At 49.2% G+C, this 12,585-nt stretch carries 9 protein-coding genes; 2 read left to right on the top strand and 7 right to left on the bottom strand.

Features of this window, described 5'->3' with window-relative positions; all coding sequences use genetic code 11:
* Positions 1-16: 16 nt before the first annotated feature.
* From nqrF to KUA48_RS02530, 6 genes are read right to left on the bottom strand one after another with little or no spacing between them, the layout of a single operon-like run.
* Complete coding sequence (gene nqrF, locus KUA48_RS02505) at positions 17-1,291, bottom strand: NADH:ubiquinone reductase (Na(+)-transporting) subunit F (RefSeq protein WP_118152606.1); 1,275 nt, start codon at positions 1,289-1,291, stop codon at positions 17-19.
* 18 nt (positions 1,292-1,309) lie between these two features.
* Complete coding sequence (gene nqrE, locus KUA48_RS02510) at positions 1,310-1,933, bottom strand: NADH:ubiquinone reductase (Na(+)-transporting) subunit E (RefSeq protein WP_006848996.1); 624 nt, start codon at positions 1,931-1,933, stop codon at positions 1,310-1,312.
* A 1-nt stretch (position 1,934) separates the two neighbouring features.
* Positions 1,935-2,561: an NADH:ubiquinone reductase (Na(+)-transporting) subunit D gene (locus tag KUA48_RS02515; protein ID WP_006848995.1), complete on the bottom strand. Its 627-nt coding sequence runs from the start codon at positions 2,559-2,561 to the stop codon at positions 1,935-1,937.
* 12 nt (positions 2,562-2,573) lie between these two features.
* Positions 2,574-3,176: an FMN-binding protein gene (locus KUA48_RS02520; RefSeq protein WP_089542478.1), complete on the bottom strand. Its 603-nt coding sequence runs from the start codon at positions 3,174-3,176 to the stop codon at positions 2,574-2,576.
* Positions 3,177-3,194: 18 nt separating this feature from the next.
* Complete coding sequence (locus tag KUA48_RS02525; protein ID WP_153073531.1) at positions 3,195-4,352, bottom strand: NADH:ubiquinone reductase (Na(+)-transporting) subunit B; 1,158 nt, start codon at positions 4,350-4,352, stop codon at positions 3,195-3,197.
* 27 nt (positions 4,353-4,379) lie between these two features.
* Positions 4,380-5,735 (bottom strand): Na(+)-translocating NADH-quinone reductase subunit A, encoded by a 1,356-nt coding sequence (locus KUA48_RS02530; protein WP_153080628.1) that lies wholly within the window; start codon positions 5,733-5,735, stop codon positions 4,380-4,382.
* 353 nt (positions 5,736-6,088) lie between these two features.
* Here KUA48_RS02530 and KUA48_RS02535 point away from each other — a divergent pair, with 353 nt between their 5' ends.
* A complete protein-coding gene (locus KUA48_RS02535) occupies positions 6,089-10,291 on the top strand; it encodes a translocation/assembly module TamB domain-containing protein (RefSeq protein WP_218433539.1) in 4,203 nt (1,400 codons plus the stop codon).
* Between the two features lie 431 nt (positions 10,292-10,722).
* On the opposite strand, the gene KUA48_RS02540 is transcribed toward KUA48_RS02535, so the two are convergent.
* Positions 10,723-11,631: an Rpn family recombination-promoting nuclease/putative transposase gene (locus KUA48_RS02540; RefSeq protein WP_153073530.1), complete on the bottom strand. Its 909-nt coding sequence runs from the start codon at positions 11,629-11,631 to the stop codon at positions 10,723-10,725.
* 510 nt (positions 11,632-12,141) lie between these two features.
* Here KUA48_RS02540 and KUA48_RS02545 point away from each other — a divergent pair.
* Positions 12,142-12,585, top strand: a complete 444-nt coding sequence (locus tag KUA48_RS02545; RefSeq protein ID WP_153073529.1) for a hypothetical protein — start codon at positions 12,142-12,144, stop codon at positions 12,583-12,585.

Raw genomic sequence — 12,585 nt, forward strand, 5'->3', positions numbered from 1 at the left:
TGATTGAATTATCGTTTTATCCGAAGTTATCGTACATGATGCTCTCAGGATCTACTCCAAGAGAATCCAGATAATCTGTTACTGTCTTGATCAGCATTGGAGGTCCGCAGAGATAGTACTCGCAATCCTCTGGTGCCTCATGATCCTTCAAGTAGGTATCACGGATGCAGTTAACAGCAAATCCCTCGTAGTACTTCACGCCCTGAGCATCTGCCACTGGGTCCTTGCGGTCGAGTGAAAGATGGAAGTGGAAGTTAGGGAATTCCTTCTCAAGCTCCCAGAAGTCCTCAAGGAAGAATGCCTCACCCAATGCACGCGCTCCGTAGAAGAAGTGAAGCTCACGGTCGGTAGTGTGCAGGGTCTTGGTCATGTGCATAATCTGCGCACGCAATGGAGCCATACCGGCACCACCACCAATCCAGATCATCTCCTTGCCTGATGTGAAGTTAGGATGGAAGTCTCCGTAAGGACCACTCATCATTACCTTGTCGCCTGGCTTCAGAGAGAAGATGTAAGAAGAAGCGATACCTGTTGGTACGTTCTGGAATCCTACCTGTGGACGTGGCAAGAATGGAGTTGTGGCGATACGTACGGTCAGGGTGATGATGTCACCCTCGTCAGGATAGTTCGCCATAGAGTAAGCACGAACGGTAGGCTCTGGATTGTGAGCCTTGAGAGAGAAGATGTTGAACTTCTTCCATGCTCCGATGTACTCCTCGCCAATGAGATCCTTGTCGAAATCCTTGTCGTAATCGATGCAGTCGTATGCAGGAATCTTGATCTGAGCGTAAGAACCCGGAACGAAGTCCATGTGCTCGCCTGGAGGCAGAGCCACCTTGAACTCCTTGATGAATGATGAAACGTTCTTGTTGGAGATAACCTCGCACTCCCACTCTTTCACGCCCATCACACTCTCAGGCACCTTGATCTTCAGGTCGCCCTTCACCTTGCACTGGCATCCCAGGCGCCAGTGGTCCTTAATCTGCTTGCGGGTGAAGTGAGGCTTCTCAGAATCGAGAATCTCACCGCCGCCCTCAAGCACCTGAACCTTACACTGGCCACAGCTTGCCTTACCGCCACAGGCAGAAGGCAGGAAGATGCCGTTCTCATTCAGCGTAGTCATCAAACTGCTGCCCTGAGGCACGTTGATGGTCTTGTCGCCATTGATTACGATATTTACATTTCCGCTAGGGCTCAGATACTTCTTAGCCACGAGCAGAATGATAACCAGCAGGAGAATCACCACGAGGAAAACTCCGATACTAGCCAATATAAATGATGTATTACCCATATCTATAGTCCTCCTATTTTAGATTTTCAAGCCTGAGAAGCAAAGCATAGCCATTGCCATGAGGCCTACTGTGATAAATGTGATGCCGAGTCCCTGCAATGGCTTTGGCACGTCGCAATACTGCATCTTCTCGCGGATGGCTCCCATCAGAACGATGGCGAGAGTCCAACCCAGACCGGAACCTACGGCATAAACGATGCTATCCCATACAGAGGTGATAGCCTGAGTATTGGTAGGCTCCATCAGGATGCGCTGCTGCATGAAGAGCGATGCACCCATGATGGCACAGTTTACGGCAATCAATGGCAAGAAGATACCCAGCGCTGCATAGAGCGATGGTGAGAACTTCTCTACAATCATCTCTACCAGCTGCACGATACCGGCGATGACGGCGATGAAGAGGATGAAGCTCAGGTAAGTGAGGTCAACACCCAGAATGCCATCGGCGCTGAGCACCTTGGTCTGCAACAGGTAATCTACAGGCACGGTGATGAGCAACACGAAGGTTACTGCCAAGCCCAGGCCCAAAGAGGTCTTCACGTTCTTGGATACTGCCAAGTATGAACACATACCCAGGAAGTAGGCGAAGATCATGTTATCGACGAAAATCGAACGGAAAAACAAACTTATTGCGTGCTCCATCTTACTTCTCCTCCTTATAAATATAGGCACGATGTACCCAGATTACACATCCAACGAGAATCAATGCCATGGCTGGCATGGTCATCATACCGTTGTTAACATATCCGAAGTTGTAAGCTCCCTCCGGTATCAGCTGGAAACCGAGCAATGAGCCGCGGCCCAGAAACTCACGAACAGCACCCACAATCACGAGGATGAGGGCGTAACCCAAACCATTACCTACACCATCGAGGAATGAAGGCCAAGGCTTGTTCATCATGGCGAACGCCTCCAAGCGACCCATCAGAATACAGTTAGTGATGATCAGACCCACATACACGGAGAGCTGCACGCTCACGTCGTAGGCGAAAGCCTTCAGCACCTGGCTCACGATGGTAACCAGGGCAGCAACTACCACCAACTGGACGATGATACGGATGCGCTGAGGGATGGTGTTGCGGATGATGGAAATAATCACGTTAGAGAATGCCGTGATGATAGTAACGGCAAGTCCCATCACAATGGCTGGCTTCAGCTGGGAAGTAACAGCCAGGGCACTACAGATACCAAGCACCTGAACGAGGATAGGGTTGTCACCGTTCAGTGGCTTGATGAATGCCTCCTTATTTTGTTTACTAAATAATGCCATAATTTCGCTTAATTATTTAATGAATTTAGCAAGACCTTCCTTGAGCATTGCATCCACACCATCGGATGTCAATGTAGCACCGGTAACGGCATCTACATTGTTAGGGTCGCCGGCAGGAGCGTCTTTCTCAACGCCCAGAGCGATGCCCTCTACTCCATCCTTGTGAATCTTCTTGCCCTGGAACTTCTGCTGCCACTTCAGGTTGTCCTTGATTTCAGCACCAAGTCCGGCAGTCTCGCCTTCGTGGTTGAAATATACGCCATAGATGGTGTTGTTGTCGGCATCCACGGCGATGAAGCCTGAAATGCCGCCCCAGAGACCCATACCCTTTACAGAGTAAACGGTCTTCTTCTGACCATCAATCTCGCACTCGTAATACTTCATGCCGTCCTTCTCCTTCTCGTCCTTCACCACCTCTTTATATTTGGCAGCCGCAGTAGCGTTGTCAAGGTCGCGCAGGTTCAGCGAGTTGAGAATCTGCTTCTGAGTATCAAGAGCCACGTTGGCATCCTGTGTTGCCTTCAGCGAAGAAGACACGAACGCGAGCAGGAATGCCACGATTACCACGATGATAACCGAATAGATAATAGTATAGCTATTTGAATTTGTCTTCATATCTACATTCCTCCTACATTATTTAATAGCACGTTTAGCACGGCGTGAGATGTTGCCCTGAACTACACAGTAGTCGATGAGTGGAGCAAACATGTTGCCAAAGAAGATAGCGAGCATCATACCCTCTGGATAACCTGGGTTCATCACACGTACGATAACGGCGATGGCACCGATGAAGAATCCGTAGAAGTACTTACCCTTCTCAGTACGGGCTGAGGTTACAGGGTCGGTAGCCATGAATACGGCACCGAAGCAGAAACCACCGAGAATGATGTGCTCATACCAGGCGATAGGTGTCATGCCGAGAGCCTGGAAGATAAGCGCCATCACGATGCCGCCTGCGAATACGCTGCCCATGGTCTTCCATGATGCGATGCCTGTCCAGAGAAGGATGATGGCACCGATGGCAATGGCGATGACTGAAGTCTCACCGATACAGCCAGGAATGAAACCGATGATAGAATCGCAGAGACTAGCTGAAGGCATGCTGCCCTGAGCCAGCTGACCGAGAGGAGTAGCAGCAGTGAAGCCATCAGGCAGGGTGTTACCCAGACCGAAGATAGCATCCTTAGCCACCCAGACCTTATCACCACTCATAGCCAATGGATATGAGAAGAAGAGGAACATACGGGCACCCACAGCCACATTGAAGATGTTCATACCGGTACCACCGAAGATCTCCTTGCAGAAGATGACTGCGAAGGCGCACGCCAGGGCGAGCATCCACAACGGTGTAGAGATAGGAATGATCAATGGGATGATGATACCGCTGACGAGGTAACCCTCCTGGATTTCCTCGTGCTTCCACTGAGCCCAGGCAAACTCGATGCCGAGACCCACGATGTAGCTAACCAGCAACTTAGGGAGGACAGCCAGGAATCCGAAGCCGAAGACCTCGATGAAGCTGGCAGTATCCAGTGTACCTGCAGCCTTGAAATTCTGGTATCCCACATTATACATACCGAAGAGCAAAGCAGGAATCAGGGCGATTACCACAAAGCTCATGATGCGCTTCGAGTCGATGGAATCGTGGATGCTGGCTCCGCTCTTCGCTGTCGTATTAGGCACGTACAGGAAGCTCTCAAAACCGTCAAACACGCTCTCGAAGGCATGCAGCTTACCTCCCTTCTGGAAGTTAGGCTTTATCTTATTGAGATAATTTCTTAATGCACTCATTATTTTAATAATTAACAGTACTAAAAACTAAGCGTTCTCCTTGCGCAGGGTATCCAAGCCCTCGCGTACAATCTTCTGCAATTCGAGCTTAGATGAATCCACGAACTCAGCCACAGCAAAATCTTCAGGACTTACCTCGTAGATACCGAGCTGCTCCTGCTTGTCGATATCGCCGGCGATGATTGCCTTGATGAGATACTCACCATAGATGTCCATCGGGAGCACCTTGTCATACTCGCCGCTCATGATCATGTGGCGCTCGCCACCCTTCACGCGGGCATCGAGATTATACTCCTTCTTCTTGCCGAAGAGCCAGGAGAGATATGAACGCGATGTAGAGAACTGATCGGTACGTGGAAGAATCCAACCCAGCATCTCGTCGTTGTCATCACCCTCTGGGATGGCTGTAATCTCTGATGTATGACCACCTACGAAATCGGCTGTGGTCGTCTTTACACCGGTAAGAGGATTACCATTGATAAGTCTCACATGGTCAGCAGCTTTCAGCTGATTGGCTACAAAACTGCTTAAAGGTGTACCTACCAATACTTCAGCATAGCCAGGAGTCTTGATTTCACTACCAGCCACAGCTACAGTCTTGTGCAAATCAACCTTACCTGTCAGGAAGAGTCTTCCGAAGAAGATAACCGATGCTGGATCTACTGTCCAAACCACCTCGCCCTTGTTTACCGGGTCGATGTTGTTCACCTGTACGCCTACATTACCTGCCGGGCAAGGACCGTCGAACACATTGAGTTCTACGTTCTTAGCCCCGCCGAGCGCATTGCTGTGCTGGTCAACGCCAACACCAAGATAAGTTTTCGCAATCTTGCTCAAGGCTGTCAAACCCGTCTGGAAAGCCTCTTCGTTGCCTTTGAGTTCTACCTCAAAGTCGGCTGCGAGCGGCATGTCGCGGAGGGCAGAAACGAAAATTGCCTTAGGCTTGGTGTCGGGAGTTGTGGACACAGCATAAGGCAACTGGTTGATGTATCCGAAGAGACCAGCCTCAAGCAGCGCCTGCTTGACAGCCTCACCGTCTAACGCATCAACGTTTTTCTTACCAAAATCCGTAGAGGTCTGTACTGCGTCGGCCTTCACCTTCACGCAGAGCACCTTTCGGCGCTCACCTCTCTCAATGGCGGTTACTTCTCCGCTCACTGGCGAGGCAAACTTCACCTCCGGGCAAGCCTTGTTCACAAACAAGGCATCTCCGGCATTGACATGCTCGCCCTCGCGTACCACTACCTTAGGAGTCACACCCACGAAAGCCGCAGGAACCAGCGCATACTCGCCAGCCTGAGCCACCTGGAGCGTTACATCCTTGGAAGCCTTACCCGTAAGGTTAATGTCCAAGCCTTTACGTAACTTAATTACATTTGCCATAACTACATTAAAAAAATATTAAATATAAATTTACTAATCACTTCAAGATATATGCGTCAGCGCCCTCATCAAGACGCTATACTGACCATCTGCCATAAAACATATATTTTATCTTCTTCTATGCTGAAACTTCTAACGTGCTGCAAAAATAGTGAAAAAAAGTGATATAAAAAAGAAAAATTGTGTGAATTATTCGATTTTATGCCGATTTTTCAGTAATTTTGTCGCAAAATTCAAATTAGTAACATTTTTGTAAACTAGAGAAAGCAACTCTGAAACATTTAAAACATATCATCAATAGCATTATATGGACGCTGGCTGCTGTCTATTTCTTGCTTGTCGTACTGTTGCACGTGCCACCAGTACAGGCCTTCATCGGCTCTGAAGTAGCCGGTGCGCTGGCTCAGAAATTCGGCACTCAGGTAAGTATCGGAAAGGTGAATCTGGGCTTCTTCAACCGCATTATCATAGATGACGTGATGATGCTCGACCAGAAGGGCGACAGCATGATCTGTGCTTCGCGCGTATCGGCAAAGCTCGATTTCCTGCCTTTGAAGGATGGCAAGATTTCGGTTTCATCTGCCCAGCTCTTCGGACTCAATGCCAACATCTACAAGCAGGATGCCAAGAGCCCGATGAACATCCAGTTCGTGCTCGATTCGCTGGCTTCGAAAGATACCACCCGCCATACTCCGCTCGACCTGCACATCGGAAGCCTGATTATCCGGCATGGTGCCGTTGCCTACAACCAGCGCGATATTGCGCCTGAGCCGGGCGTCTTTTCGCCGCAGCATCTAGGCATCACCGACCTCTCTGCCCACATTATTCTGGGCCATCTCACAGACAAGGATATCCATTTGGCTGTCAAGAAGATAGCACTGAAAGATAAATCAGGACTTCAACTCAGAAATCTGAGATTCAAACTCGATGCCGACCAGCAGCAAGCCCTGCTCAGAGACTTCAGCATCGAGCTCCCTCATTCGCAATTGCAGTTTGATGACCTGCGCGCTACCTACCGCATCGAGAACAAGCATATCGTAAAGCCTACACTCCAGTTTCAGGGCGGCATCAAGCCATCCGTCATCACGCTTGCCGATATTGCTTGCTTCGTGCCTGAACTCCGCAAGTTCAAGGATGCCCTGCAGCTTCATCTCCAGTTTTCGGGCACCAGTACATCTGCCCGCATCCATAACCTCGAATTCAAGACTCAGAGCGGCAGTCTGATGCTCAGGGCTAACGGCCGTGTGAGCGATTGGGACCGCCTTCTGCGCTGGAAGGCAAATATCTCAGCCCTCAAGATAACAGGCGATGGCATCGGAGAGGTTTCCAGAAATCTGGGCAAACGCATCAGCATTCCGAAAGAAGTGCTGCGCCTGGGCGACATATATTATATAGGTGAAGTATATGGTGCTGGCAAGAAGGCAGGCACCCGCGGCCAGCTGAAGACCGGCGTGGGCGAAGTAGCCATCAAGGCCGAAAAAGCTGGCTCCGAGCTCAAGGCTAGCATCAACACCCAGGGCATCAACCTGGGCCGAATCCTCGACAACGGGCAGTTCGGCATCCTGGCAGCATCGCTTTCGGCTCACGGCAACAAGCAGCATTTCTATGCCAAGGGCAGCATTCCGCGCTTCGATTTCAACAAGTACAGCTACCGCAACATTCAGATAGACGGCAGCTATAACCGGGGATTGCTCGAGGGACTCGCATCCATCGCCGACCCTAACGCCAACATCCAGGTAGAAGGCTCCTACTCCATCCCGCGCAAACAGTATGCAGCTACTGCCCATGTACAGCATCTGCTGCCAACCATCCTGGGACTGAAGGTAGCCGACAAGACCTACAGTCTCGATGACATCACCGTAAGCGCCAAGAACCAGGGCAAGGACAGCTATTTCGACCTTGAAGCCCCGTTCGCCAGCATCCATGTTAACGGAGAGTACGATTACGCTACCCTCACCAAGAGCTTCACCAACCTGGTAGCCAGCAAACTGCCTACCCTTCCGGGCATCGGCAAGGTAGACAGGAGTGCGAAGAACCATTTCACCTTCCAGGCAGAAATCACCTCTACCGAGATACTGCAGCGCATGCTGGGCATTCCGCTGAAGATAGAGCAGCCCGTCTTTGCCGATGGATTCATGAACGATGCCGAGAAAACCGTCAACATCTATGCCAGCGTACCTGGCTTCAACTATGGCGGCAAAGACTATCATGGAGCCAAAGTGCGCCTGCACACCATCAACGATTCGCTCAAGGTAGATGCGCAGATCAGACAGGGCAAATGGGGAGATAACGGACCGGGCATCCACGTAAAGGCAGCCGCTGCCGACAACCAGCTCTTCGCCAAGCTCTTCTACAACAACCATTCGGCAAAGCTCCCTATCCAGGGCATCATTGATACGAGGGCGCAGTTCTTCAAGAACGAAGATCATGTTTCTACCGCCCACGTAACCATACACCCGTCTGAAATCAGAATCGACGGCACACCGTGGAAGGTTCATCCTGCCGACATCATCTACAGCAAGAAGCGCCTGCTGGTAGACCATTTCGCCGTGAGCCACGACCAGCAGCACGTCATCGTTTCCGGTCTTGCCACACCCGAGAAGACCGATTCTATCGTAGCCGACCTGAAGGATGTGGATGTGGCATACGTGCTGAACCTCATCAATTTCCATTCGGTAGATTTCACCGGCAAGGCTTCGGGCAAGGCTATCATCAAGAGCCTCTTCAACGACCCTGATGCCTACGCCCAGCTAGACGTGAAGGAGTTTACCTTCGAAAACGGACCGCTCGGTGTACTCCATGCTGGTGTCAACTTCAACAAGGAGCTCGAACAGATTGATATTCATGCAGTTGCCGACGATGGTCCGGAGCATCAGACGCTCATCAACGGATACGTCTCGCCTAAGCGCAACTATATCGACCTGGGTATCGATGCCCAGGGCACCAGCATGAAATTCCTCGAGAATTTCTGCGGCAGTTTCATGAACCAGGTAGAAGCCTGGGGCGATGGTCATCTCAATGTGGTGGGCGATTTGAAAAGCGTCAATCTCGTAGGCGATATTACCGCTCATGGCAAGGTGCACCTCAAGCAGCTCAACACCGATTATACCTTCGATGCGCTCCGTGCCCACGCTATCCCAGATGATATCCTCATAGAGAATGATACCATCTTCGACCGCAACCGCAACATAGCCATCCTGAGCGGAGGCATCCACCACAAGCACCTCACAAGGCTGAGCTACGACCTCGATATCAAGGCGCACAACTTCCTGGGCTTCGATACCCGCGAGTTTGGCGACAACACCTTCTATGGCACCATCTATGCCACGGGCGAGGTAGGCATCCACGGCAAGAGCGGCGAAACCGTCATCGATATCAACGCCGAGCCCGAACCGGGCAGCATCTTTGTATATAATGTGGCAAGCCCGGACGCCATCAGCGACAAGAGCTTTATCCACTGGCACGAGATTGTGCCGGATATCATGGACAGCCTGAACGGGGCTCCAACCACGAAACAGAGAGAGGATGACATCGATTTCGAATCGGATATGCGCATCAACTTCCTCGTAAACACCAACCAGAACCTCACGCTCAAGCTGATTATGGACGAGCAGTCGGGCGATTACATCACCCTGAACGGAGATGGCGTAATTCGCGCCAACTACTTCAACAAGGGCTCGTTCGACATGTTTGGCAACTATGTGGTAGACCACGGCACCTACAAGCTCACCATCCAGAATCTCATCAAGAAGGAGTTCGAGTTTATGCCGGGCGGCACCATCGCCTTCGGTGGCAACCCATACAACGCCCCACTCAACCTGCGGGCTAAATATACCGTAAACGGAGTGCCGCTGAGTGACCTGCGCATAGGCCGTTCGTTCTCGGGCAACAACATCCGCGTAGACTGCCTGATGGACATCACCGGCACGCCTCAATCGCCTAAGGTAGATTTCTCGATGGACCTGCCAACGGTTAACAGCGATGCGAAGCAGATGATCTACTCTATCATCAATTCGCAGGAAGAGATGAACCAGCAGGTGCTCTATCTTCTGGGCATCGGCAGGTTCTACGCCCAGACCAACAACAACCAGGTGAGCGAGGATGGCGAACAGCAGAGTCAGACTTCGCTGGCGATGCAGAGCCTGCTGAGCGGCACCATCTCGCAGCAGCTGAACACCGTACTTTCCAACGTGGTGAAGAGCAACAACTGGAATTTCGGTGCCAACATATCTACGGGCGATGAAGGTTTCAACAATGCCGAATATGAGGGCATTCTGAGCGGCAAGCTGCTCAACAACCGGTTACTCTTCAATGGCCAGTTCGGTTATCGCGACAATCCGAATGCCACGCAGAGTTTCATCGGTGATTTTGACCTCCGCTACCTCATCTTCCCTAACGGCAACCTCGCCATACGCATGTACAATCAGACCAACGACCGCTATTTTACGCGCAACAGTCTGAACACGCAGGGTCTCGGTCTCATCATGAAGAAAGACTTCAACGGCCTCCGCGATTTCTTCGGCATCAAAAAGAAGAAGAAGAAGAAAAAGAAATAAAAAGCCAAAAAGAGGGTGTGTCATAACCAGATGACTCACCCTCTTTTTTATTTTCAGATAACCGTCGCCTAATATGAGTCCAGTTAAGATTGTGTACGAACTCGTACACTTTTCCAAAATCAGGAAACAGAATATAGAAATTCCGATAATGTTAGAGATTGTTGAATGTTGAGTGGTCTATATGCCACGATGAAAAGGTGGCGTATAGACCCTTGATTATATGGTGATATTCGTAATCTACATCTCCGCTTTCTGTTTTTTATGAGTTGTTCTGATTCATGATGATATCTAAAGGCAGCTGGGTAGCCTTGGCAACCTGTTCGGCTGAAAGTCCCATTGCCAGCATATTCTTAGCTATTAAGCAAATTCCCCCATCCTGCTTTTGATGGAAGGATGGGGGAATTCTTATCTGTTACCTCTAAGATAATATCTTATTTCAATTTTTCTATCTGTTCCTGGGTAAGACCGGAATACTTCATAATCAGATTGATGTCAACGCCATCAGCAAGCATGTTCCTGGCAATATCAAGGCTTCGCTGGTTCATACCTTCAGCTCTACCCTTTTCCAAGCCTTCCTTCATTCCCTTTTCCATACCTTCAGCTATACCTTCACGCTTAGCAGTGTCTACGGAATTCTTGATGTCGCGATATGCCATCTTGCTGGTCTCGTACTCCCTCATTTCCTGCGGAGTAAACTTGGCTATCTCGGCTTCCTCGAAGAGGCGGTCGAAAACCTTGTCGCACAGCTCTTTCGGGCGTTGGGTAAGCTTATAGAGATTCTTCAGTGCATAGAGCCACTTCTCGTAGAGCGTATCCAGTTCTTCCAGGGGTTTGTTGAACTTGGAAATCTCTACATAGATATATTCGAGCTTGTCGTAAAATACTTTGTGGGTAGCTGTGTCGCACAACTGCACATGATGGCGGATTTTCTCCTTGTCGAATGCATCCTCGTTCATGCTGAAGTTGAGCAGGGCTATGGTATAAACATGATTGAGTTTGAAATCCCATTCACTCCCCTTAGGTGCCTGTTCGCGAATCGGGAAAGTGGAGTAAAAAAGGGCACGATCCTTGAAATACGTCTGGTAGGCATTCTGCATTTCTACGATGAACTTCTCACCGTTTTCGCCCTCGCAATATACATCAAAGATGGCTCTGCGGTCGGTATAGACATCTCCCACATGCTCCGGGTTCAGATACGATACGTCCTTCACAACCTGTTTGCCATTAAACAAGCTGTTGAGGAAGCAAATGAGCAAATCCTTGTTCATTGCTGTTCCAAAAATTCGCTTGAAACCGAAGTCGGTCAGCAAGCTGATGTATCTTTCTTCTACCTGTTTCATACGCTTTATGTTTTTATTTTCTTCTGCAAAGATACGCTGAATATTTGTAACTTCCAAATTTTTAGGGCTGTTTTTTACATTGAGGAGTGGAAAGTCTTTTTACTTATCCCTTCACCTCCCTTCACCACCCTTCACCCTTAACACACTGACCCACAAAATATTAAGCAAAAAGGTGAAGGGTGAAGGGTTGAAAACTCTTTTATATATATACGCGTGAAGGGTAAGGGTAAAAACCGAAAAAAAGACCCTAGGGTCAAAAATCGCAAAATCCATAAAATAAAGAATATAATATAGAGTTTAAAATATACCCTTCACCCTTCACCTCGTCATTTTTCAGCTTTTTTTTCCGACAGGCAATACAAAACCAAACATCATCTTCATCTTCAAAATACCCCCAGAAAGGGGCACCGATTTGCTGCGTTAAAAACTTTAACCTAGGTTATTGTTTGCAAAAATTGAGCGTCATGACGCTCAACCACCCAATTCACAAATTTGTAGTAATTTCGCAGCATGAACAATCAAAAGATTAAAGAAACATTAGACATGGGCAGTTTTTTAAAAGAACTGGCAGAAGAAGGCAACGTAAAATTCGGCTTTGCCAAAAAGTTAGGTATAAACCAAATAAAGCTGTTAGAAATCGAGGGCGGCAGGAATACCGTTAGCATGGATATAGAGAACGGAACATTCACTCCCGAAAAACTCCTTGCCATGGAAGAGGCTATCAAAAGCTACCTGAGGCAGAAAGACATAGAGAACAGACATCAGGAAGGATACCAATCCAAACTGAAAATCTACAAGGAAAAAGTAGACAGGTGGGAGGAAGAGAAAGGAGTTGATTATTGGGAAGAGAGAAACAGAAAATGGGCACTGTTCAGAGAGAAACTTCCATACAACTCGGTTTCCAGGAAATCCGCTAAAATTTATGAGAAATTCATCAAACTGACAACCCTTTAA

Source organism: Segatella copri (genome assembly GCF_019249795.2).
In the GTDB taxonomy this organism is placed as follows: domain Bacteria; phylum Bacteroidota; class Bacteroidia; order Bacteroidales; family Bacteroidaceae; genus Prevotella; species Prevotella copri_B.

Bases quoted from the DNA above. Each gene is read 5' to 3' on its own strand.
- nqrF (WP_118152606.1), bottom strand. From the start codon at position 1,291: ATGGGTAATACATCATTTATATTGGCTAGTATCGGAGTTTTCCTCGTG.
- nqrE (WP_006848996.1), bottom strand. From the start codon at position 1,933: ATGGAGCACGCAATAAGTTTGTTTTTCCGTTCGATTTTCGTCGATAAC.
- KUA48_RS02515 (WP_006848995.1), bottom strand. From the start codon at position 2,561: ATGGCATTATTTAGTAAACAAAATAAGGAGGCATTCATCAAGCCACTG.
- KUA48_RS02520 (WP_089542478.1), bottom strand. From the start codon at position 3,176: ATGAAGACAAATTCAAATAGCTATACTATTATCTATTCGGTTATCATC.
- KUA48_RS02525 (WP_153073531.1), bottom strand. From the start codon at position 4,352: ATGAGTGCATTAAGAAATTATCTCAATAAGATAAAGCCTAACTTCCAG.
- KUA48_RS02530 (WP_153080628.1), bottom strand. From the start codon at position 5,735: ATGGCAAATGTAATTAAGTTACGTAAAGGCTTGGACATTAACCTTACG.
- KUA48_RS02540 (WP_153073530.1), bottom strand. From the start codon at position 11,631: ATGAAACAGGTAGAAGAAAGATACATCAGCTTGCTGACCGACTTCGGT.
- KUA48_RS02545 (WP_153073529.1), top strand. From the start codon at position 12,142: ATGAACAATCAAAAGATTAAAGAAACATTAGACATGGGCAGTTTTTTA.